19 protein-coding genes are annotated in these 22,076 nt (G+C 53.0%); 13 read left to right on the plus strand and 6 right to left on the minus strand.

The window, feature by feature from the left end:
• Nucleotides 1–14: 14 nt before the first annotated feature.
• Nucleotides 15–287: a cory-CC-star protein gene (locus CX651_RS13160; RefSeq protein WP_025009799.1), complete on the minus strand. Its 273-nt coding sequence runs from the start codon at nt 285–287 to the stop codon at nt 15–17.
• Nucleotides 287–1,966: a carbon starvation CstA family protein gene (locus CX651_RS13165; protein WP_101056419.1), complete on the minus strand. Its 1,680-nt coding sequence runs from the start codon at nt 1,964–1,966 to the stop codon at nt 287–289. Before CX651_RS13165 ends, CX651_RS13160 begins: the two co-directional genes overlap by 1 nt.
• Nucleotides 1,967–2,362: 396 nt before the next feature.
• On the opposite strand from CX651_RS13165, the gene CX651_RS13170 reads away from it, so the two are divergent.
• The 6 genes from CX651_RS13170 to CX651_RS13195 all read left to right on the plus strand — a co-directional run bounded on the left by CX651_RS13170 (nt 2,363) and on the right by CX651_RS13195 (nt 9,875).
• A complete protein-coding gene (locus tag CX651_RS13170) occupies nt 2,363–3,337 on the plus strand; it encodes a nucleoside hydrolase (RefSeq protein WP_101056420.1) in 975 nt (324 codons plus the stop codon).
• Nucleotides 3,338–3,986: 649 nt separating this feature from the next.
• Nucleotides 3,987–4,583, plus strand: a complete 597-nt coding sequence (betI, locus tag CX651_RS13175; protein ID WP_101056421.1) for a transcriptional regulator BetI — start codon at nt 3,987–3,989, stop codon at nt 4,581–4,583.
• Entirely contained in the window at nt 4,583–6,043 is a 1,461-nt protein-coding gene (gene betB, locus CX651_RS13180) for a betaine-aldehyde dehydrogenase (RefSeq protein ID WP_101056422.1), read from the plus strand. The genes betI and betB overlap by 1 nt, the downstream gene beginning before the upstream one ends.
• Before the next feature lie 9 nt (nt 6,044–6,052).
• On the plus strand, nt 6,053–7,738 hold the full coding sequence (gene betA / locus CX651_RS13185; protein WP_101056423.1) for a choline dehydrogenase: 1,686 nt from the start codon (nt 6,053–6,055) through the stop codon (nt 7,736–7,738).
• A gap of 161 nt (nt 7,739–7,899) precedes the next feature.
• Nucleotides 7,900–9,117, plus strand: a complete 1,218-nt coding sequence (locus tag CX651_RS13190; RefSeq protein ID WP_101056424.1) for a choline transporter — start codon at nt 7,900–7,902, stop codon at nt 9,115–9,117.
• A 53-nt stretch (nt 9,118–9,170) separates the two neighbouring features.
• Nucleotides 9,171–9,875 (plus strand): TorF family putative porin, encoded by a 705-nt coding sequence (locus CX651_RS13195; RefSeq protein WP_101056432.1) that lies wholly within the window; start codon nt 9,171–9,173, stop codon nt 9,873–9,875.
• 55 nt (nt 9,876–9,930) lie between these two features.
• Here CX651_RS13195 and CX651_RS13200 read toward each other — a convergent pair whose 3' ends face one another.
• The 3 genes from CX651_RS13200 to CX651_RS13210 all read right to left on the minus strand — a co-directional run bounded on the left by CX651_RS13200 (nt 9,931) and on the right by CX651_RS13210 (nt 12,093).
• Nucleotides 9,931–10,500: a DUF1415 domain-containing protein gene (locus CX651_RS13200; protein WP_229839758.1), complete on the minus strand. Its 570-nt coding sequence runs from the start codon at nt 10,498–10,500 to the stop codon at nt 9,931–9,933.
• 140 nt (nt 10,501–10,640) lie between these two features.
• Nucleotides 10,641–11,459, minus strand: a complete 819-nt coding sequence (locus tag CX651_RS13205; RefSeq protein WP_039033924.1) for a DUF2797 domain-containing protein — start codon at nt 11,457–11,459, stop codon at nt 10,641–10,643.
• 130 nt (nt 11,460–11,589) lie between these two features.
• Nucleotides 11,590–12,093 (minus strand): glycine cleavage system protein R, encoded by a 504-nt coding sequence (locus CX651_RS13210; protein WP_025009810.1) that lies wholly within the window; start codon nt 12,091–12,093, stop codon nt 11,590–11,592.
• Between the two features lie 174 nt (nt 12,094–12,267).
• Here CX651_RS13210 and CX651_RS13215 point away from each other — a divergent pair, with 174 nt between their 5' ends.
• The 4 genes from CX651_RS13215 (at nt 12,268) to phoU (ending at nt 17,830) form a co-directional block, all read left to right on the plus strand.
• Nucleotides 12,268–14,526: an ABC transporter permease subunit gene (locus CX651_RS13215; protein WP_101056425.1), complete on the plus strand. Its 2,259-nt coding sequence runs from the start codon at nt 12,268–12,270 to the stop codon at nt 14,524–14,526.
• Nucleotides 14,527–14,588: 62 nt separating this feature from the next.
• Nucleotides 14,589–16,244 carry a phosphate ABC transporter permease PstA gene (gene pstA, locus CX651_RS13220; RefSeq protein WP_039033926.1) on the plus strand — a complete coding sequence of 552 codons (1,656 nt, stop codon included), beginning with the start codon at nt 14,589–14,591 and terminating at the stop codon, nt 16,242–16,244.
• Nucleotides 16,245–16,276: 32 nt separating this feature from the next.
• Nucleotides 16,277–17,095 (plus strand): phosphate ABC transporter ATP-binding protein PstB, encoded by an 819-nt coding sequence (gene pstB, locus CX651_RS13225; RefSeq protein ID WP_101056426.1) that lies wholly within the window; start codon nt 16,277–16,279, stop codon nt 17,093–17,095.
• Nucleotides 17,096–17,125: 30 nt separating this feature from the next.
• Complete coding sequence (gene phoU, locus CX651_RS13230) at nt 17,126–17,830, plus strand: phosphate signaling complex protein PhoU (RefSeq protein WP_101056427.1); 705 nt, start codon at nt 17,126–17,128, stop codon at nt 17,828–17,830.
• A gap of 200 nt (nt 17,831–18,030) precedes the next feature.
• Here phoU and CX651_RS13235 read toward each other — a convergent pair whose 3' ends face one another.
• Nucleotides 18,031–18,414, minus strand: a complete 384-nt coding sequence (locus tag CX651_RS13235; RefSeq protein ID WP_101056428.1) for a VOC family protein — start codon at nt 18,412–18,414, stop codon at nt 18,031–18,033.
• A gap of 189 nt (nt 18,415–18,603) precedes the next feature.
• On the opposite strand from CX651_RS13235, the gene CX651_RS13240 reads away from it, so the two are divergent.
• From CX651_RS13240 to CX651_RS13250, 3 genes are all read left to right on the plus strand, one after another.
• Nucleotides 18,604–19,197, plus strand: coding sequence for a DUF502 domain-containing protein (locus CX651_RS13240; RefSeq protein WP_101056429.1), 594 nt, complete (start codon nt 18,604–18,606; stop codon nt 19,195–19,197).
• 351 nt (nt 19,198–19,548) lie between these two features.
• Nucleotides 19,549–21,534 carry a BCCT family transporter gene (locus tag CX651_RS13245; RefSeq protein ID WP_101056430.1) on the plus strand — a complete coding sequence of 662 codons (1,986 nt, stop codon included), beginning with the start codon at nt 19,549–19,551 and terminating at the stop codon, nt 21,532–21,534.
• Nucleotides 21,535–21,558: 24 nt separating this feature from the next.
• Nucleotides 21,559–21,918 (plus strand): YajD family HNH nuclease, encoded by a 360-nt coding sequence (locus CX651_RS13250; protein WP_025009816.1) that lies wholly within the window; start codon nt 21,559–21,561, stop codon nt 21,916–21,918.
• The last annotated feature ends 158 nt before the right edge of the window (nt 21,919–22,076 follow it).

The raw sequence follows: 22,076 nt of genomic DNA on the forward strand, positions 1-22,076 counted from the left end.
ATTAACATCTTGTTTCAACAGCATCTGAACTGATCCAGCGGCGAGTGGGGCATACCCATACGCAGGTGCCAGTCATGGAACTTTTCCAGCATCAAGGGCTGTAGCTCCAGAGTGTAGTAACTGGCCGGGTTGGGTACCCCCATCATTTCGGAGAAGATCAGTAGCATAAAAAGATCGTCCTGCTCCCTGCGGGCGCGGGCGACTGCCGAGCGGAAGGGGGCGTTATACGCCTCTTCCGCCAGGTGGCTAAGGTCTTTGACCAATGCCTTGATCTTCGCCAGTTTCATCAGTCGTTCTCCGCCGCAGTTTTACGCGCCTTGAGCGAACGGCTCAGCGTGGCACTGCACTCCAGTGAAATCACTATGGCGGCGATGAGTACCACCAAGTCCAGAGTAAACAGGAACCAATCCTGCTTGTCGTAGAAGCCTTTGAGTTGAATAAGCAGGCCCATGGTGGTCATCACCAGCAGGAAGATAAGCGGAGCCAGGGTATACCACATGGGGCGACCCAGTTTCACCAGCATCACTGTGATCACCAACAATGTCAGGCCAGCCAGTAACTGGTTAGTGGTGCCAAACAGCGGCCAGATCAGCATGCCACCCGAGCCGTCACCGCCGGCGCCGAAGGCCAGCAGCAAGCAGGTGCCCACGGCCAGCAGAGTGGCGACGGCGCCATTTTGCATCCAGTTGAGGTTATAGATGCTGCCCCATTCCTGGAAGATGTAACGCTGCAGCCGCAAGCCTGTGTCCATGGTGGTACCGGCAAACAGCACCACCATTACCGTCAGCAGGGTTTGTGCCATGGTTTCATCCATGCCTATCCCGGATTCGAGGATATTGGCGCCGCCCTTGATAAAGGCGCTGACGCCCCCTTGACCAAAGGCGTGATAGATGGCCTGCCAGTCGGCCAGGGTCGCAAAACCCGCTGTGGCGGCTATGATGGCCGCCAGTGCCAGAGAGCCTTCGCCTATGGCGCCAAAGTAGCCGACAAAACGTACATCCGGCTCTTTATCCAGTTGTTTCGAGGTGGTTCCGCTGGAAACCAGGCCGTGGAAGCCGGAAATCGCGCCGCAGGCAATGGTGACGAACAGCAGCGGTACCAAGGATGGAGTGCCTTCGGGCACATCGGTATTAAAGGCCGGCGCCACTATATCAGGCGCGCCCAGAAGCACGGCGCCGTAGAGCAAGCCTAAGCCGATAAACAGCTGAATACCATTGATATAGTCCCGCGGTTGCAGCAACATCCAGACCGGCAGCAGCGAGGCGATGGCGGCATAGACAAACAGCAGGATGATCCAGCTTTGGTTATCCGACAGCGGCCCCAGGGTTTCCGGCAATGCCAGCGGCATGGATGGGCCGATATAAATCAGCGCGTACAGTGCCGCCACGCCTATAATGGATACCATCAAGAGGTTGATAAGACGACGGTAGATGAGCTGGCCTATGATGAGTGCTACCACAATGGCGCCCCAAACCGGCAGGGTGGCGCTGGGGAAGTTGATCAACTGCTTGGCAATGACAACGGCAAACACGGCGTTAACCATGAGCAGCACCAAAAATATCACTACCATAAAGATGCTGCGGGCCCGTTCACCAATAACATCCCCCGTGACCGCACCTATGGATTTGGCCTTGTTGCGGTTACTGGCCCAGATGGCGCCTGCATCGTGCACCCCGGCAAAGAAGATGGTGCCGAACACTACCCAGAGAAAGGCCGGCACCCAGCCCCAGATAACCGCAATAGCCGGGCCGATAATAGGTGCAGCTCCGGCCACTGAGGTAAAGTGGTGGCCCCAGAGTACATATTTATTGGTGGGCACATAGTCGATACCATCCTGCATTTCGTGCGCGGGAGTCACGAAGTTGGGATCGACTTTGAAGATTTTTTCGCAGATGAATTTTGAATAGACAAAATAGCCGGCCGCCATCGCGCCCAGGCCCATTAACATCAACAGCACAGCATTCATGGGACACCTCTTGTTGTTGTTTTGATGTGTTGATGTTAATGGAAGGTGGTTGTGGCTGATATCAGACTAAAGTCCTATTCGGTCGCAGCTATCAAGAACAGCATTTTTACTGTAGGCGGTTGTCAACAAAGCAATAATTGGCCGTAATATCGCCGTATTTCTTGTGTCTTTTTTGCGTGTTTCACCGCTTATAAGGACTTTCAAGCTTATCCGGATGAAAGCCAAATAGGGTAGTGATTATCTTAAGTGAACAGATATTGTTCTTTTGCTACCGTTTTCGCTATTTAGCGTGGCATTATGGAGCTCATAGCGCGCGATTTGGCGCTAGAATGGCTCGGTGCTACCGGTTGGTTGTGGCACAGATAATATCAATAACATCGCAAAGGAAGCTGGATTGTGACGAAGAAAATTATCCTGGATACAGATCCCGGTATTGATGATGCTATGGCAATTTTGTTTGCCGAAGGTCATGCAGCTGTGGATCTTATCGGTATCACCACAATATTTGGCAACGCCACCATTGAAAACAGCACTTGTAATGCACTGTATCTGAAACAGAAATATGGCATGAAGGCAGACGTGTCCATGGGGGCGGATAAGCCGCTGTTGCGCCCTCCCGTCGGCCCTACCACCACAGTTCATGGTGAAACCGGTTTTGGTGAGCTGCAAGTCAACGCCGCCGATGTCAAGCTGAGCGCCGACCCCCGTCCGGCTTGGCAATATATTGTCGAGCAGCTCAAAGCGCAACCGGGGGAGATCACTTTGGTGGCTGTCGGGCCTCTAACTAATCTGGCGCTGGCGCTGCAGCATGAACCCGGGATCACCAAATTGGTAAAGGAAGTGGTGGTTATGGGCGGAGCCTTCGGGGTCAACGGTCATCAGGGCAATGTCAGCCCGTTTGCCGAAGCCAATATCCATGACGATCCTGAGGCGGCCGATATCGTATTTACCGCCGACTGGCCCGTGGTGATTATCGGTCTGGATGTGACCCATGAGAGTTTCTTTACGCCCGAGTATCTGGATAAGCTACGCGATGAAGCCGGTGAGCCGGGACGCTTTATTCATCAGATAAGCCGTTTCTATCTTGACTTTTACCAGCGTAGTCTGGGTATTTCCGGCTGCCACGTGCATGACCCCTCGGCCATTGCCTACGTGATAGACCCCAGCCTATTTACCCTGAGAAAGGGACCTGTACGGGTGGTCTGTTCCGGGCCGGCTATAGGACACACAATGCAGAAAACCTATGAGCGGCGCCATCCCCATGATGACTGGAGCGATATGCCGGCGCAAAGTGTTGGGGTAGGGGTACGCGATGAGGCGCTGCTTGAGCTGTATCGCAACACCCTGATAGATTTCGGTCGTCAGTCATAGGTTTTGCTGCGGCAGTTATTTTTCTGCTCAGTCGACTTCATCTGTTGCAAGAGCCCGGTATTTGGCCGGGCTCTCTAACTCCTTGCAGGGGCTCTTGTCTTGCGGTTTATCCGCCTTTTCATTTTATTTATCTGTTACCTGTTTCAACATGGTTAAGCGTTAGTCGGTTTCCAGGTTCAGTATTTCTCTTTTTTTAGTCATAACTCCTCATACTAATCACTTTTTCTCATTGTCACCTTATTCTCTGCTTCCCTCGGTAGTCCTCCCCTTATCCACAGTCTCAATCTCAGAGTCCGGCTTCCAAGCAAGCAGGTTCGGTCCGGAGTGACAGGCGTATTTATCTGCGCTATCTGGTTAAATAGTTAGGCATAAGGTTTTGGCTCTAATGATATCTGTTGTAACTATTTTGGGCGGTGAGCGCTTAGATGGTTCTGCGGTGATTTTTCGGTTAACACTTCAGAAATAGCGAAGTTTTGTCGGTGAATAGAAACTTTTTCAGATAAATTTCAAGCAACGTAAGCGTTTGTTGCTGTGAGGTAAATCACTCTTTTGTGACTTGTGTGATCTGAAAGTTCGGTTTTGGTCAGGTTGATAATTACAGTTCAAATCATTAGGCTTGTTTTTAATTGAACGGTCAATTAACAAAAATATGCCTAAGATTGGAATGAAACCTGTGCGCCGCCAGCAGCTGATAGATGCCACTATGGCTTCGGTGGCCGCCAATGGTTTGCACAATACCACCATCAACAGTATCAGCCGCTTGGCTGGGTTGTCGTCGGGGATCATCAGCCATTATTTCGGTGGCAAGCAGGAGCTGATTGAAGCGACATTGCGGCATTTGCTTGAGCAACTGAAGCTGGCTTTGCTGACCCAAACGGCAGAGCGGCAGCTTTCCCCCAAGGCACGGCTGCACGCCATAGTGGCGGCCAACTTCACCGAGTTTCAACGTTCGGGGGCGGCTACCCGTACCTGGCTTAATTTCTGGGCTCAGTCCATGCACGAGCCCGGGCTTGCCAGGTTACAGCAGGTCAACAGTGCCAGATTGAAGAGCAACCTGGCCTTCTCTTTCAAACAGTTATTGCCCAGGGACCAGGCGCTCAAGAGTGCCGAGCAGGTGGCTGCCATGATTGACGGTTTTTGGCTGCGCAGTGCTCTCAGTCCTGAGCCTGAGTTGTCGTTCGCTGCCGCAGAATCCTGGTGTATCGATTTCATTGACCAAAGTCTGGCTTATCACGGAGTACATTGATGACACAGCCTGTTTATCAGAATTTTATTGACGGTCATTATATGGCCAACGCCTCGGGTGAATCCTTTGAGGTGATTAACCCTGGCACCGGCCAGGTGCAATACCACGTTGAAGTGGCCGATGAGGCCATCAAACAGGCGGCCATTGCCAGTGCCAAACGCGGATTTGCCGCATGGTCAGCCATGAGCGCCATGGCGCGTAGCCGGGTGCTGTTGAAGGCTGTGGCCCTGCTGCGCCAACGCAACGATGATCTGGCCAAAATTGAAGTGCTGGATACGGGGAAACCCTGGCAAGAGGCGTCTGTGGTGGACGTGGTCACAGGGGCCGATGCCATAGAATACTTCGCCGGTATCGTGGTGGGCCTGGAAGGCTGTCAGCAAAGTGTTGGTGATGATTTCTTCTATACCCGCCGTGAACCTCTGGGGATTTGCGCCGGTATCGGCGCCTGGAATTATCCTTTGCAGATAGCCTGTTGGAAGTCGGCGCCGGCGTTGGCCGCCGGTAACGCGATGATCTTCAAGCCGTCTGAGGAGACCCCGCTCGGCGCTCTGAAGCTGGCGGAAATCTTTATCGAAGCTGGTGTGCCCGCCGGGGTGTTTAATGTGGTGCAGGGCGCGGCCGAAGTAGGTCAATGGCTGACTCACAGCGAGGATATCGCCAAGGTGTCATTTACCGGCGAAGTGGGCACAGGCAAGAAGGTGATGGCGGCAGCGGCCTCCAGTCTCAAGGATGTCACCATGGAACTGGGGGGCAAGTCCCCACTGATCATCTTTGAAGACGCCGAGCTGGAAGATGCCGTCAGCGCCGCCATGCTGGGCAACTTTTATACCCAAGGGGAGGTTTGTACCAATGGTACCCGGGTCTATGTCGCCCGCAGTCTTTACCCGGCCTTTATCGAACGTTTGCAGCAAAGGATGGCTAATATCAAGGCCGGCGACCCCATGGCGCCGGACACCAATTTCGGCGCCCTGATATCCAGCGCGCACAGAGACAAGGTGCTCGAGTATATCGCCCTTGGACAGGCCGAGGGGGCGAGGCTTCTTTGCGGTGGCAAGCCTTTAACGCCGGACTCGGCCCCCGAAGGTTTCTTTGTTGAGCCGACCGTATTTGTCGACTGTGATGACAAGATGCGTATTTGCCGGGAAGAGATCTTCGGCCCCGTGATGTCTGTACTGATTTTCGACGATGAAGAGGAAGTGATCCGCCGCGCCAACGATACGGCCCTTGGTCTGGCTGCTGCGGTATTTAGTCCTGATATTCGCCGCGCCCACAGGGTGATTCATAGGCTTCAGGCCGGGATCTGCTGGATCAATGCCTATGGCGCCTCACCCTCGGAGATGCCCGTCGGTGGCTACAAGCTTTCGGGAGTCGGCCGGGAGAACGGCAGTGAAACCCTCAAGGCTTATACCCAGACCAAATCGGTTTATGTCGGCATGCAGCCCCTGGAAAGTCCATTTTAAGGAGCCGTTATGAACCAGAATTTCGATTACATCATTGTCGGTGCCGGTAGCGCAGGGTGCGTGCTGGCCAACCGCCTGAGCGAAGATAAAAACAAACGGGTCTTGTTGCTGGAAACCGGCGGCAGCGATCGCAGCATCTTTATTCAGATGCCGACGGCGTTGTCCATTCCCATGAATACCCAAAAGTATGCCTGGCAGTTCGAAACCGAGCCTGAACCGGGTCTGGACAACCGGCGCATGCATTGTCCCAGGGGCAAGGTGCTCGGCGGTTCGTCATCCATCAACGGCATGGTCTACGTTCGCGGTCACGCCCATGACTTTGATGAGTGGCAGGCCAGTGGCGCCGAGGGCTGGAGTTACGCCGATTGCTTGCCCTATTTCAAAAAGGCCGAGACCTGGGCCTTTGGCGGTGACAAGTATCGAGGCGATAGTGGGCCCTTGGGGGTCAATAACGGCAACCGCATGGCTAACCCCCTGTATAAGGCCTTTGTTGATGCCGGTGTGCAAGCCGGGTACCTGGCCACAGCTGATTACAACGGTGCCCAGCAGGAAGGCTTTGGCGCCATGCATATGACGGTGAAAAATGGTGTGCGCTGGTCTACGGCCAATGCCTATCTGCGTCCGGCTATGACACGGGATAATTTGAAAGTGGTGACCGGCGCCTTGGTGCACAAGGTATTGCTGCAGGACAAGGTGGCAACCGGGGTGCGCTATGAATGCGGCGGCAAGTTGCAGCAGGCCATGGTTGGCATGGGCGGTGAAGTGATCCTTTCAGCAGGTCCTGTGGGCTCCCCCCATCTGCTGCAGCTTTCCGGTATAGGTGCGCCCGAAGTCCTTAAAGAAGCCGGTATTGAGCTGGAGCATGCCTTGCCCGGGGTGGGGGAGAATCTTCAGGATCATCTGGAGTTCTATTTTCAGTTCCGTTGCACCCAGCCAGTTTCCCTCAACCGCAAATTGGATTGGTGGAACAAGTTCCTGATCGGCAGCCGTTGGTTCTTTACCAAGACAGGACTCGGTGCCACCAACCATTTTGAATCCTGCGGTTTTATCCGCTCCAAGGCGGGCCTGGCCGCTCCGGATCTCCAGTATCACTTCCTGCCCGCCGCCATGCGTTATGACGGCCGGGAAGCCTTTGATGGCGATGGTTTTCAGGTGCATATCGGCCACAATAAGCCCAAGAGCCGGGGATGGGTCAGGGTACAGAGCAGCGATCCGCACCGGCATCCGCAGATACGTTTCAACTATTTGCAACACCAGGATGATATCGAAGGCTTTCGCGCCTGTGTGCGCCTGACCCGGGAAATTATTCATCAGCCGGCGTTCGATGGTTATCGCGGAGAAGAGATCCAGCCTGGTGCCGAAGTGGAAACCGATGAGCAGATAGATGCCTTTGTTCGTCGCTCGGTAGAGAGTGCTTATCATCCATCCTGTTCCTGCAAGATGGGTACAGATCCCATGGCCGTGGTAGACCCGCAAAACCGGGTGCATGGCATTGAAGGACTGAGAGTCGTGGACTCTTCCGTATTCCCCACCATTCCCAATGGCAACCTCAATGCACCTACCATAATGTTGGCAGAGAAGGCCGCCGATATTATCCGCGGCCGTGAAGCGTTACCGGCCTCTGATGCCACAGTTGTTCTGGCTGACAAGTGGCGAGCACAGCAGCGCTGCCACGCACCCGAGCGGCCTAGCTGATCTTAAAATCCAAGGGGCCAGTCTGCAGTCGGCCCCTTACCCCCTGTCAATGCTGAAATCGGCGCAGCCAAGCCGAGGGCTTTTTGCTGGCCGAAATTCGCCATTAGTCAGGGGCTGGAATTGGAAAAATATAATTTAAATCAAAATTAAAGGGAAAAATTATGGAGCTTTGGCTTTCAGCAGGGATCTTATTTACCTTTGCTATGATAGGGGTGATCCTGTATCGGTGGGGCAACATCCCCTGCGTAGGTGTCACCCCGGTGCGGATCAACACCTTTATCGCTATTTTGTTTACCTCAGGCCTGGATGTTGGCTTGATCATGTTCCCACTGACTGAATTCGGCACTTACACAGATACCAACAGCAGCCCCGAATACGCCTTTTCCAATCCATTGGCAATAGAGTTTGGATTTTGGGCCTTTCTCATCTGGGGTTTTTACTTTGTCACCTGTTTCTATTTTTGCGTCATTGAGCCCAGAGTGAAGTTCTTTGAACTCAAGCCGGTAAAATTCATCAACAACATGGTGATTATCGGCACCTGTGCCTTCACCGCTTATCTGCTGCTCAGCAACTTGCCCTGGTATCTGCCGGAGATGGGCGATGGAGAGTCCATCATAGGCGCCTTCTATCTGATAGTGTTTGCCGTTATAGCCATCGCGGTTTATTCCAGTACCAGCATTAAATACGTCAAGGTGCTGAGCCTGGCCAGTACCTGGCTGTTTGTGGCGCTGATAGCCCTGATGTGGAGCGGTGCATTTTTAGGAGAGAACGGCACTGTCGGCGACTTTATTACCACCTTTTCGTTATTGGGTGATTACTTTGTCGATATCAAACATTTTGTATTGCCCCTCAATGACTATCACGCCTTTTACCTGTTCTGGTGGTTTGCCTGGAGCATAATGATAGGCCAGTTTACCTCGCGTTTTGTCGGTGGGATCAAGACCTGGCAACTGCTGTTGGCCATGATGGTTTTCCCCTCCATTCCGGTCGCTATTTGGTTCAGTGTCCTCTATTTCTATGACACCCGGGCTATCTCCACATCCGGCTTCTATAACTTGGCCATGGTCATGGTGGGCATTACCTTTGTGATTAATTCTTTGGACTCATTGATCCGTCTCTACACAGATAATCTGGGACTGACGGTTGCCAGGCTGGGTAAACGCAACTATCTGCTTGGTAATATCGCCGTGATGGTGCTGCTGACTTTGCTGTTCCAACTGGATTTTCTGGAGATCCAATGGGTAGGGGCTCTGGCCATCGGGCTTATCTTAACCTGCGCCGGTTACATGCTGTTGACCAAGCTGAAAACCTTGAGCCGGATCCAAGGCTCTCCCAAAGAAAACACCATAGATTTTAATAAAATAAAGCTAGCCGACTGATGCAAACTTCAATCTATAAAACTAAAAGAGGAACACAGATGGGTTTAAACACCATGGCAAACTGTCTCAAGTGCAGCGGTTTAGCTGCGCTGCTGACACTGACATTTGCAGCCCAAGCCGAATGGTCATCGACCGTGACCCTGGTATCGGATTACAGTTTCAACGGGGTCAGTCAGACAGATGAAGGCCCGGCGTTACAGGCCAGCTTGGATTACAGTAGTGAAAATGGTTGGTATCTTGGCAGTTTTGCTTCCAATGTCGATTTCGGTGGCGCTGATGATACCTGGTTGGAACTTGACGGTTACGCAGGTTATTTCTACCGGTTCAATGAAAATCTGAGCCTGGATGCTGGGCTAGCTTATTACAGCTATCACGGCGAATCCTTTTCCGATGACTACAACTATCCGGAAGCTTATGCCAAGTGGGGTTATCAGTCGCCATTCGGTCAGTCGGAGCTGAATCTCTGGTACAGTTGGGATTACTTTGGTACCTGTGCCGGCCACAGCATAGTGATGCTGGCCCACAGTTTTGAATTGGCGCCTGGTCACCGGCTGAGGTTGAGTTTTGACCGTTCCACATCGGATGATACAGACAAGTGGCAGTGGCAGGGAAGCAGAGGCTATCAACATTATCGCATCGCCTATCAGACTCAATATCACGGCATAGATATTGAGCTGGCAGGTGAAGATACCAGCCTGGACTCGGATAACGCCGATGCCAGGTTGGTGTTTAGCCTGTCGCATAGGTTTATTTTCTAACTACAAGCCTCGATTGCAACAATATTCTTCTATCTCTCAATCACTTTTTGCTTTTTTATAATTTTAGGCTCAGGCAGTTTTGCAGCAGTTTGGCGAAGAATTCGCTGCCCTTGCGGCGGGCAAAGGCGATGTTGCGCTCGGGAATTGACTCAGGATCATCATATTCGGCCAGGGCTTGTTCCATACTGGCTTCACGTATGATGTGCAGAGTCGGATAGGGCGCTCTGTTGGTATAGTTGGCGGCATCATCCTGGGCCTCTCCTTCGAAACAATAGTCGGGATGAAAGCTGGCCAACTGGTAAACCCCTTCATACCCTTCTTCGAACAAAAGCTGCTCGGCAAAGGCCAACAGATCCAGATAGAGATGAAAACCTTCAAAGCCCCTCGGCAGAATGAACAGGCTGGTTTCCGCTTGTGGGTGCTCATCCAGATATTGGCACTCGTCCAGCAACGCCTGCAAGGCAGTATCCATGCGGCTTTGTTCGCAAACTGTGTAACGAATCGAGTCGCGCTCGACTTCCCGCCTGGCGAAGGGGCAGATGTTGTACTTCATGATCACCTCCTTGACCCAAGCCTGGGTTTGGGCGGCGATAGTCTGGGATCCCATCATGGAGTCTGTGGCCATATTCTGCTCTGTCTTTGTGTAAGGGCGTTATTGGCGGCCATCATAGGCAGCCTCTGGGGTACTGGCAAGCACCAAAGGTGTTGAGGGATGAAATACGGCGCCCATTCAAGCGGCGCCGTTTGTTTGCTCAAATTAAAAAATCAGTAGCTGACTTCCACTTCATAAGAGGTGAACTTGCGGATATTGATTACGCCGGTATCGAAAATCAGGTACTGCCCCTTGATGCCCATCAGAGTGCCACTGACAACGGCTTCTTTATCAAAGTTATGGGACTTGATCTTCTTCGGAAACTCACTGACCGGGTAGTGAATTTGCGTCTCTGTCTCGGTCAATCTTTCTATCTTGTAATCACCGCGGCTCATTGCCAGCTCGTGCAGGCGGGTTTCGATACTCGGCAATAGCGTTTCGGCCTTGGCCTTGAGATCTATCTCGTCGTTGTTGCCCTTGAGCATCGCCTGCCAGTTGGTTTTGTCGGCAATCAGTTTGGCCAGTTCGACTTCGATGAGGCCGGAAAGCTGCCTGCTGCTGACTTTGAATATCGGCAGCCCCTGGGTGGCTCCCTGATCCAGCCAGCGGGTGGGCAGCTGGCTGTGGCGGGTAATACCGACCTTTATTCCCGAGGTATTGGACAGGTAAACATAGTGGGGCACCATGCAATGGGTGTCGCCCCATTCGGGTTCGCGGCAGGTTCCCTGATCATAATGACAGGTTTCCGGTTTCATCACGCAGAGATCGCAGCTGGCGAGCTTCTGCATACAGACATAACAGTGGCCCTGTGAGTAACTCTTCTTGGTCTTCTTACCGCAGTTGCAGCAGAAGATGTTACCCGTGTGACTCAGGGTTAAACTCTTGCCAATCAAAGGGTTCAACGCCAGGCGTTGTTCAGCCACTCTGAGGGTGTATTGTGCCAGATGGTTCTCGTCCAGGGCGACGGCCATCTTATTCAGTGTTCCAAGCATAACGACAAAGCTCTGTTCTTGTGATTTTCGCCAGTGTATCAGTTTTCCTAACAGGAATTATCGATTGCACATCGGTTGCTGCTTTTGCAGGCGATCAAGAGTCAGAGGTTAGGCAGTTGCAGTATTGAGCTCAAGTCAGATTCAGCTTATCCAATACCAGATCATCACCTATGCTGTAGAGGGATTCAGTCAGGCGTTCCTCCTGCATAGGATCGGTTAATCCCAGGCTGATGGTGGCCCGAAACAAGGCGATGCCGGTATGGCCCGCGGTTTCAAACTTGCTGCTGAATTGCTCGATATTGATCCCAAGGGCATTGATCCTGTTGGAGATATCCAGTACCAGCCCGGGCCTGTCGTAGGCCACCAGGTTGAAACTCAGGCGTTTGATATATTTCTGCTGCTGGCCGGCCCTGGCACTGGTGAGCGCCATACCATCTATGCACTCCAGGGCATCGAGCAGGTCATCCCAGTGTTCGCTGGGAACCTCAAGCAGCAAAATAGCGGCAAAAATCCCGTCTATATGACGTAATTCCGAGTCGAGCCAATTGCCGCCGTGGCGGCTGACCGCATGGGCAATCTGCTCAACCAATCCTTTTCTGTCAGGGACTTGCAGTGTGATAAGGTAACGAAGCATGGTAGACAGACTCCTGAATAATGTTAAAAAAAGCTATGTAACACTATTGTCATTTTTGCGTCATATAATCCCAGCCACTCGATAAGGGATGGTCTTACCCGGGTTGGCCGAAACGCAATAACGTACGGTTAATTCGGTAAAAAGCCTAACAGCTATTAATAATAGAGGTTCTTAATGGAAAGTCAGGTCATTCAACCTGCTTCTGCGTCGAAAGATTTGTTGGTGAGCAAAGGCTCCGGCCGCAGAGCCTTCAAGGATAAGGCCGCGCAGATAGGGGTAACAGTGGGCGGAACCATGGTGTTCGTCGCTCTTTTGTTGATCTTTTTCTATCTGCTTTACGTGATTAAGCCGGTGTTTGATAGCGCCAGTGTTAAACCTGTTACTGAGGTGAGCCTGCCGGCCAGTTCAGACAAGACGCTGATGGTGGGCAGTGACGAGCAAAATGAATTGCTCTATCGGGTCGGTGACCAGGGCGTGGTGGATTTCTTCAGGGTCAAAGGCAATCAACAGCACCAGCAGGTGAAACTGCCAGTGCCAGATTCGAGCAAAGTGGTCAGCAGCGCTGTCAGCGCGCCGAGCCAACAGTTGTTTGCCCTCGGGCTGGATAACGGTCAACTCTTGTTGGCCGGGGTCGAGTTTGGTGTTAGCTATCCCAATAACCAGCGCCTAATCACTCCCAAGGTTAAGTATCCACTGGGGGAGTCGGCACTGACGGTTGCCGAGGATGGCTCGCCACTCAAGAACCTCGCCTTCGGCTATAGCTCGGAGAGCATGAGCTTTGCCTACCAAGACAGCCAGAATCGCTGGCAACTGACCAAGATGGTCGGCGAAGAGAACATGATGACCGAGGAAGTGGAGTGGAACACACAAACCATGCCACTGCCGGATGCGCCTTCCCGTACTGAACATCAACTCATGACCCCGGATCAGCGCCAACTGCTGCTGCAGTCCGGCAACAAGATTTTTGTCTACAAGATTCAGTATGCGGATGAAATATCGCTGCAACAGGTGATAGATGTTGAGAAAGCCAAGGCCAAGGTCACCAGTTTGAGCCTGCTGGCGGGCGCCAGTTCACTGCTGGTAGGCTACGACAGCGGTGTGGTGGCCCAGTATTTTCAGGTGGCCAGCGACCGCGGCCGTGTCTATCAGGAGATCCGCGAGTTTAGCGGTTTGGGTAAGGTGGACACCATAGCCTCTGAGTTCTACCGCAAGAGCTTTGCCACTGTGAGCCCAGAGGGTGAACTGTCTTTGCTTTACACCACGAGTGAGCGCGAGCTGTTCGAAAAGAAGTTCGACTTCAAGGCGCCGGGTGTTATGGGCTTCAGCCCCCGCTCCAATGCCTTGATCATTGAGGATGGCAGCAAGCTGCATCTGTACGCGGTTGACAACGACCACCCGGAAGTTTCCTGGAGCGCCCTGTGGAACAAGGTATGGTATGAAGGTTACCCTGAGCCGCAGTTTGTCTGGCAGTCGACTTCCGGCTCGGATGATTTTGAAGCCAAGCTCAGCCTGATGCCGCTGGCATTCGGTACGCTCAAGGCGGCGTTCTATGCCATGCTGTTTGCCGTTCCTCTGGCGATTGCCGGCGCCATCTATACCGCCTATTTCATGTCGCCCAAGGTGCGCAGCATAGTCAAGCCCACCATTGAAATCATGGAAGCCCTGCCGACAGTGATCCTCGGTTTCCTGGCCGGTCTCTGGCTGGCGCCGCTGATTGAAGAGCATCTGCCCGGCATTCTGGCCTTGCTGCTGTTGTTGCCGATAAGCATAGTGACCAGTGCCTATGCCTGGTCCAAGCTGCCGGGTCGCATTAAGGCGATACTGCCTGAAACCTATCAGGAACTGATGCTGATCCCGGTTATCTGTTTTGTCGGTTGGTTCTCTTTTGCCATCAGCCCGGCAATCGAAGTGGCCTTCTTCCACGGCGACACCCGCCAGTTCATCACCAATGAATTGGGGATCACCTTCGATCAGCGTAATGCGCTGGTGGTGGGGATTGCCATGGGCTTTGCCGTCATTCCAACCATCTTCTCCATTGCTGAAGACGCCATCTTCTCTGTGCCGCGTCATCTGTCGAACGGCAGCCTGGCCTTGGGAGCGACCCCCTGGCAGACCCTGACCCGGGTAGTGCTGCTGACCGCAAGCCCGGGGATATTCTCGGCAGTCATGATGGGCCTTGGCCGCGCCGTGGGTGAAACCATGATTGTACTCATGGCCACGGGGAACACCGCCATCATGGAGTGGAGCGTGTTTGAAGGGATGCGGACCCTGGCGGCCAATATCGCGGTGGAAATGCCGGAGTCGGCCATCGGCAGCTCCCATTACCGGGTATTGTTCCTCGCAGCCTTTGTGCTCTTTATCTTTACCTTCCTGTTCAACACTGTGGCCGAAGTGGTGCGTCAGCGTCTGCGTGACCGCTACAGCTCACTGTAACGGGAGAGAAATTATGAATAGAACACTAGATGTTTCGCCAATCACCTTAAGGGGTTTGTGCAATGGGTAAGTGGTTTAAATCAGGCTCTCCCTGGATCTGGATGACAGGGGGCGCCGTTAGCCTGAGTTTGATTGCGGTGTTGGGGCTATTGTTACTCATCGCCTGGCGTGGCCTGAGCTATTTCTGGCCCGCGGATATCTATCAGTGGGAGATGCAGGATGACAAAGGCCAGCGCTACACCCTGATAGGAGAGCTGTACGACAGAGAAGAAGTGCCGACCGAGCGGTTGAAATCCGCCGGTTACCACTTCAACTCAGAGCCGGGTGAGTTTGTGACCCGCTATCTGGTCAAGACGGGTAACCGTGAGTTTGTCGGCCTGGATTTCCGCTGGATTCTGGAGACAGATATTGTGTCGCGCTCCACCCCGGAAGGCTTGGCCATGATAGAGCGTACCAAGAACGGTAACTTCTACGGCTACCCTGTGGCGGTGATTGAGAAGGGCCAGCGGCTGGAGCTCGGCGGCGATGTGCAGAATTCACTCGAGGAGCATATCGAGCGCGCAGTGGACCTGGCCGATCAGGCGATGACACTGCAGAAGCAGGACATAGGCGCGGTTAACTATGAGCTCGAACGTCTGCGCCTTAAAGAGCGTGGCTATGAGCTTGACGATGCCCTGACGCCTGAGCGCAAGGCCGAGCTTGAGTCCAAGCGTCAACAACTGGATCAGCATTATCAAGGGTTGGAAAAGCAGCTGTTTTCTCTGCGTGAGCAAGCCGGGCGCGACTCTGTGATAGTACGCGACATGCGCGGCGAAGAAGTGACCCTCAGCCTGGATTCGGTGCTCGATGTCAGCTATGTCAACCGCATGGGCTTTATCGACAAGGTTGGCCACTGGTTTGTTGGTCTGGGACGCTTTATCAGTGACGACCCCCGCGAAGCCAATACAGAGGGCGGGGTGTTTCCGGCGATTTTCGGCACAGTATTCATGGTGTTGTTGATGGCCGTGATAGTGACACCATTCGGTGTGGTGGCCGCCATCTATCTGCACGAATACGCCAAGAAAGGGCCGATCACCAAGATGATACGTATCGCGGTGATCAACCTCGCCGGTGTGCCTTCGATTGTGTACGGGGTGTTTGGTCTGGGCTTCTTTGTCTATATGTTGGGGGGCTCGCTGGATCAGCTGTTCTATCCAGAGGCGTTGCCGTCGCCCACCTTTGGCTCTCCCGGGGTTATCTGGTCGGCACTGACTTTGGCGATTCTGACCCTGCCTGTGGTGATAGTTTCCACCGAAGAAGGCTTGTCACGTATTCCAAGCTCTGTGCGTCAGGGCAGCCTGGCTCTGGGGGCCACCAAGGCCGAAACCCTGTGGCGGATTATTATCCCCATGGCCAGCCCGGCGATTATGACAGGGCTTATTCTGGCTGTTGCCCGCGCCGCCGGCGAAGTGGCACCCTTGATGCTGGTGGGGGTGGTCAAGTTGGCGCCTACCTTGCCTGTGGATATGAATTTCCCCTTCGTGCATCTTGAGCGTAAGTTTATGCACCTCGGGTTCCATATTTATGATGTCGGTTTCCAGAGCCCCAACGTAGAAGCGGCCAGGCCTTTGGTCTATGCCACCTCGTTCCTGCTGGTATCTGTGATCGTGGCACTCAACCTGACGGCTATCAGCGTGCGCAATCATCTGCGTGAAAAGTACCGCTCGCTTGAACACTAATTGACGATTATCCTGAAGTGATAGGACAGAATATGATTTCGATAGACTCATCGGTAATGAATACTGAGACGCTGGATCTGGCGAACCTGCCTGCCGAAGAGACGGCGCTGGAGATCCGTAACCTGGATCTGCGCTATGGTGACAAGCAGGCGCTGTTTGATGTTTCCATGAAAATCCCCAAGAAGAAGGTCACCGCCTTCATCGGCCCCAGTGGTTGCGGTAAGTCCACCTTGCTGCGCTGCATCAACCGGATGAATGATTTGGTGGATAACTGTTATATCGACGGGGAGATCTTGCTCCATGGCCAAAACATCTACGACAAGAAAGTGGATGTCGCGGCGCTGAGACGCAATGTGGGCATGGTGTTCCAGCGCCCCAATCCTTTCCCCAAGTCCATTTATGAAAATGTGGTCTATGGTCTGCGCCTGCAGGGCGTGAACAATCGCCGTGAGCTGGATGAAGCCTGTGAACGTTCACTGCGCGGCGCCGCCATCTGGGATGAGGTGAAAGACAGACTGCATGACAACGCCTTCGGACTATCCGGTGGTCAGCAGCAGCGTCTGGTAATTGCCCGGGCGATTGCCATCGAGCCGGAAGTCTTGCTGCTTGATGAGCCGACTTCGGCACTGGATCCTATCTCTACCTTGACCATCGAAGAACTGATCTCTGAGCTCAAGTCCAAGTACACTGTGGTGATAGTGACCCACAACATGCAACAGGCTGCCAGGGTGTCGGACCAAACCGCCTTTATGTATATGGGCGAGCTGATCGAGTACTCGGATACCAACACTATTTTTACTACGCCAAAACAGAGTAAGACCGAAGATTATATTACCGGCCGCTACGGTTGATAAACGCTGCGTCCGAGCAAGGGGAAGCAAATGGAAAACAAGAACCTGAATAAACATATCTCAGGCCAGTTCAGCGCCGAACTGGAAGATATCCGCAACCGGGTACTGGCCATGGGCGGTATGGTAGAGCGCCAGCTGGAACAGGCGCTGGATGCTCTGGGCAGCCTGGATGCTGAATTGGCACAGAAAGTGATAGAAGGCGATCACAAGGTCAACGGCATGGAGGTGATGATAGATGAAGAATGCACCCGCATCATTGCCAAGCGGCAGCCGGCGGCCAGTGACTTGCGTCTGGTGATAGCCATCTCCAAGTCTATTGCCGATCTCGAACGCATCGGCGATGCCTGTGTGCGTATCGCCAAGGCGGCACAGGAGAAGCGCAGCAATAATCAGCAGCCGCTGCTGGTCAGTATTGAGTCCATGGGGCGTCATGCCACCCGCATGTTGAATTCTACCCTGGATGCGTTGGCGCGGATGGACGCCGACTCGGCGCTGGAGCTGCACAAGGAAGACGCTAAGTTGGACAAGGAATATGAAGGCATTATTCGCCAGTTGATGACTTACATGATGGAAGATCCACGCTCTATTCCCGGTGTGCTGGATGTGCTCTGGGCTGCCCGCGCGGTTGAGCGGGTAGGGGACCGCTGCAAGAATATCTGTGAGTACGTGATTTACTACGTAAAAGGCAAAGACGTACGCCATGTCTCCTACGAGGAGATGGAAAAAGAGCTGTAAGCTCTTATCCGCGAGCCTTAGAGAAAGCCGCTTGCATTCAAGCGGCTTTTTTGTCGCTGTTTGGGTCGGTGCAGCTCGGTTAGCTGCACCGACCGGTCAACGGAGACTTAGTCAACAGAGACTTAGTCAACTGGGGACTTGGTCAATAGAGCACTTAGTTAACAGAGCACTTAGTCAAAGCAGTCTCGTCAAAGCCCAGCCTAGTCAACACGATATTCTGCCAGTTCGATCAGGTTGCCGTCAGGATCGCGAATATAGACTGAGTCTATCGGGCCTGTGGCGCCGGTACGGGCGACGGGGCCCTCTTCGATGTCGATACCCACGGCACTGAGATGTGCCATAGTATCCTTGAGTGAACCACAGGTGATAAAACACAAGTCCGCCGAACCGCTTTGGGCTTTGGCGGCATTGGGGTAGTATTCGCGGCCAAGCTGGTGCAGGTTGATTTTCTGATCGCCAAATTGCAGCGCCGTTCTGTTATCGGCAAAGGTTTGGCGTTTCATGCCCAATTTTTGGTAGAAGGCGACACTCTGCTCTATGTTGCGGACGGTCAACACCAGGTGGTCCAGTCGGGTTACGCGCATGCTGTTATTCTCCTTATCGCGCCCGAGAGACCCTGCGGCCTTTCGGGGTAATGCACAACATTTTGCTATCGATTTGCGTCTCTGTCAGGATACAGAGTTGAGCGCCTGTTGGGGAAGGGGCTACCGAGAAACCTTCCTTTGAGCCTCTGTCCTGCGCCCTATACAGTCTTAAATATCAAGAGGAATTCAATGAAACAAACCCTGATCCGCGGCTTGCTTAATCTGCTGCCCATGGCGCTTAGTCTCTGGCTGTTCTGGTCCCTGTTTGAATCTCTCGACAGTCTGGGCAAGTTACTCTTCTCTCTGCTGGGCATGGACACTGTGTTCATCGGAGCCGGTTTTATTCTGGTCACAGCCTTGGTATTTATTGCCGGGTTACTGTTTTCTGTTAGCCCCATCGTCTGGCTCTGGAGCTGGATTGAGCGGCAGTTGATGCGCTTTCCCCTGTTCAAGTCCGTCTATGGCAGCATTCGTGATATCGCTTCTTTGATGAACCGTGATGGCAGCAAGCCCAAGTCGCAGCAGACGGTATTGGTGCGTCAGGCAAACGGTGGTTTCGTGGTCGGCTTTATTATGACAGACAAGCCGCCTCAGCCGCTGCTCGATGCCTTGCCCGATGGGGACTGGGTGCCTGTGTTGTTTCAACTCTCTTACCAGATGGCCGGAGTCACCAGCCTGGTCAAGCGAGAGGATTTGATTATGGTGGATTGGTCATTCGAGGAGGCGATGCGCTTTAATCTGACTGCGGGCATTTCGCAAACACCCAAGGTCGTCAAGGACTAAGGTGGTGATTTTTTGAGCGGGAGTTGCCATGAACTCCCCATTTTATTCATTTTTGTGTATAATCGGCGCCGATTGTTGCCAAAAGTAGCAGTTTGTGTCTGAGTCGATTGCCATTCACTATGCCACGGTAATCTTGTCTGTCCTGCCAACACTTTGATCCCGGCGGGCCCTATCTCTTCCATTTAAATCAAGCCGAGAGCTTGTCCGCGGAAGGGTGTCACATATTGCACATAAACACTCTATAAGCTTTTGGTGTGGCTTTGGATAAGCGTTGTCCCCGGCTGAGTTCCGCTATAATTTAGGAACTTGCTCGCAGGCGGCGCTAATTATCCGTAAAAAGGAGCGCAAAATTTGATTAAGTCGAGTATTAATCCTCCGGTGTTTTTTTCGTCACTGATCTGTATCGCTATTCTGGTGTTTGTCGGCGCCGTCTGGCCGAATGAAGCGCAGGAGCTATTTAAGTCAGCTCAATCTTGGCTGGAGCTGAAGGCGGGTTGGCTCTACATCATGGGGGTGGCTATTTTTTTGGTATTCATCATCTTTGTGATGGTGAGTCGCTTCGGTGATATCAAGCTTGGGCCGGATCATGCCGAGCCGGATTACAGCTACAAGAGCTGGATTGCCATGCTGTTCTCTGCCGGTATGGGCATAGGCTTGATGTTCTTCGGGGTCGGTGAGCCTGTGATGCATTATCTGGCGCCACCGGATGCGGATCCCCATACAGTTGAAGCCGCCAAAGAGGCGATGAAGATCACCTTCTTTCACTGGGGCATTCACGCTTGGGCCATCTATGCGGTAGTGGCCTTGAGTCTGGCCTATTTCAGCTATCGGCATAAGTTGCCACTGCTGCCACGAAGCGCACTTTACCCTTTGATTGGCGAACGTATTTATGGCCCTATAGGCCATTGTGTCGACACCTTTGCCGTGCTTGGCACTATGTTTGGTGTCGCTACCTCCTTGGGTTTCGGGGTATTGCAGGTCAACTCAGGGCTCAATTATCTGTTGGGTGATATATTCCCTATCAATACCGGGGTGCAGGTAGCACTGATCATAGGTATCACGTTGATCGCCACAGGCTCTGTGTTTTCCGGCCTGGATAAGGGCGTAAAGCGCTTAAGTGAGCTTAACCTCGGGTTGGCTTTTGTGCTGATGATGATAGTGCTGCTGTTCGGGCCTACGGTCGCACTGCTGCAGTCTTTCGTGCAAAACACAGGCAGTTATTTGAGTGAACTGGTGAGCAAGACCTTTAATCTCTATGCCTATGAGCAGAAGAATGACTGGCTCGGTGGTTGGACTCTGCTTTACTGGGGCTGGTGGATCTCCTGGTCACCTTTTGTCGGTACCTTTATCGCCCGGGTCTCACGTGGCCGTACCATTCGTGAGTTTCTGGTGGGGATTTTATTTGTTCCCAGTGGTTTCACCTTCCTGTGGATGACTGTTTTCGGTAACTCGGCGATTGATGCCATCATGAATCATGGCGCCGAATATCTGGCAACGGCGGTTTCCACCGATGTGTCGGTCGCCCTGTTTACTTTCTTTGAGCATTTGCCGCTCTCTAATCTGCTGTCCATTATCGCCGTGTGTCTGGTGGTGACTTTCTTTGTGACTTCGTCGGACTCAGGCTCTTTGGTGATTGATAACCTGACTTCAGGCGGCGATGCCGGTGCACCTGTATGGCAGCGGATTTTCTGGGCCCTGATGCAAGGTGTGGTTGCTTCTGTACTGCTGCTCGCCGGTGGCTTACAGGCGTTGCAAACGGCAGCGATTGCCAGTGCCATGCCGTTCTTGTTGGTGATGCTGCTTATTTGCTTTGGCCTGTTCAAGGCGTTGCAGGATGACTGGCTCAAAATCAACAGCGTGCAGCTGCATACCACCAGCGTGCAGTACGCCAGAACCAGCGTGTCCTGGGAAGACAGGATAGATGTGCTGGTGTCGCATCCCTCCTATGAGCAGGCACGCCACTTTGTCGACAACGTGGCAACGCCAGCGCTGTCCAAGGTTTCTCAGGGCTTCTTGTCCCGCGGTATCAATGCCGATCTCCAGTACGATGAAGACAGGGTGAGACTGGTTATTGAAAACGAAGAGGTGCAGACCTTTGTCTATGGTTTGCGGATCCGCGCCTTTACTCTGCCTGTGACCCATCAAACTCAGGAAGAGGGTGATGATGAATCACAAAATAACTACTTCCGGGTTGAAGTCTTCCTCGAACACGGCGGACAGTATTATGATGTGATGGGTTATACGGAAGAGCAGATCCAGGCAGATGTGGTGACTCAATATGAGAAACACCTGCACTATCTGCATCTGTCCAGCGCAGAATATGTAGAGGGCCCTTAAGGGCCCGTTCACCGGAAAAGAAAGATGGCAGAACAGAGTAAATTGGATCGGGTGCTGGCACAGGCCCGTGAGTATCAGGCGAGTCGTGAAAAGGGCTATCGGGAGCAGGCGCTCAAGCTTTATCCCTGGGTCTGTGGCCGCTGTGCCAGGGAGTTTACTCACAAGAATTTGCGTGAGTTGACAGTCCATCACAGAGATCACAATCACGACAACAACCCTTCAGATGGTTCCAACTGGGAGCTGTTGTGTCTCTACTGCCATGACAACGAGCACTCCAGGTTTGAAGAACTGGTGCAGTACGGCGATACCAGTGAAGCCAAACAGGCGCCGGCGACCTTTAATCCTTTTGCTGATCTCAAGGCGAGAATGGCGGCCAAAGACTGACCGCCATTCTTGTCAAAGCTTAAGCTATTCGATGTAAAAACCCATCAAAGGGTAATGCCGTTCACTTAGTGTGAACGGCATTTTTCTTAGGCTTAATGGGATACTTGTTTTTACTCATTTTTAACGCACGTGGATAGGCTCTATCCCGTTTCCCATCA

The sequence above is a fragment of the Shewanella chilikensis genome (assembly GCF_002836945.1).
Classification (GTDB): domain Bacteria; phylum Pseudomonadota; class Gammaproteobacteria; order Enterobacterales; family Shewanellaceae; genus Shewanella; species Shewanella chilikensis.

Excerpts from the sequence above, each read along its gene's own strand:
- CX651_RS13160 (WP_025009799.1), bottom strand. The coding sequence starts at position 287 with ATGAAACTGGCGAAGATCAAGGCATTGGTCAAAGACCTTAGCCACCTG.
- CX651_RS13165 (WP_101056419.1), bottom strand. The coding sequence starts at position 1,966 with ATGAATGCTGTGCTGTTGATGTTAATGGGCCTGGGCGCGATGGCGGCC.
- betI (WP_101056421.1), top strand. The coding sequence starts at position 3,987 with ATGCCTAAGATTGGAATGAAACCTGTGCGCCGCCAGCAGCTGATAGAT.
- betB (WP_101056422.1), top strand. The coding sequence starts at position 4,583 with ATGACACAGCCTGTTTATCAGAATTTTATTGACGGTCATTATATGGCC.
- betA (WP_101056423.1), top strand. The coding sequence starts at position 6,053 with ATGAACCAGAATTTCGATTACATCATTGTCGGTGCCGGTAGCGCAGGG.
- CX651_RS13190 (WP_101056424.1), top strand. The coding sequence starts at position 7,900 with ATGGAGCTTTGGCTTTCAGCAGGGATCTTATTTACCTTTGCTATGATA.
- CX651_RS13195 (WP_101056432.1), top strand. The coding sequence starts at position 9,171 with ATGGCAAACTGTCTCAAGTGCAGCGGTTTAGCTGCGCTGCTGACACTG.
- CX651_RS13200 (WP_229839758.1), bottom strand. The coding sequence starts at position 10,500 with ATGGCCACAGACTCCATGATGGGATCCCAGACTATCGCCGCCCAAACC.
- CX651_RS13205 (WP_039033924.1), bottom strand. The coding sequence starts at position 11,459 with ATGCTTGGAACACTGAATAAGATGGCCGTCGCCCTGGACGAGAACCAT.
- CX651_RS13210 (WP_025009810.1), bottom strand. The coding sequence starts at position 12,093 with ATGCTTCGTTACCTTATCACACTGCAAGTCCCTGACAGAAAAGGATTG.
- CX651_RS13215 (WP_101056425.1), top strand. The coding sequence starts at position 12,268 with ATGGAAAGTCAGGTCATTCAACCTGCTTCTGCGTCGAAAGATTTGTTG.
- pstA (WP_039033926.1), top strand. The coding sequence starts at position 14,589 with ATGGGTAAGTGGTTTAAATCAGGCTCTCCCTGGATCTGGATGACAGGG.
- pstB (WP_101056426.1), top strand. The coding sequence starts at position 16,277 with ATGATTTCGATAGACTCATCGGTAATGAATACTGAGACGCTGGATCTG.
- phoU (WP_101056427.1), top strand. The coding sequence starts at position 17,126 with ATGGAAAACAAGAACCTGAATAAACATATCTCAGGCCAGTTCAGCGCC.
- CX651_RS13235 (WP_101056428.1), bottom strand. The coding sequence starts at position 18,414 with ATGCGCGTAACCCGACTGGACCACCTGGTGTTGACCGTCCGCAACATA.
- CX651_RS13240 (WP_101056429.1), top strand. The coding sequence starts at position 18,604 with ATGAAACAAACCCTGATCCGCGGCTTGCTTAATCTGCTGCCCATGGCG.
- CX651_RS13250 (WP_025009816.1), top strand. The coding sequence starts at position 21,559 with ATGGCAGAACAGAGTAAATTGGATCGGGTGCTGGCACAGGCCCGTGAG.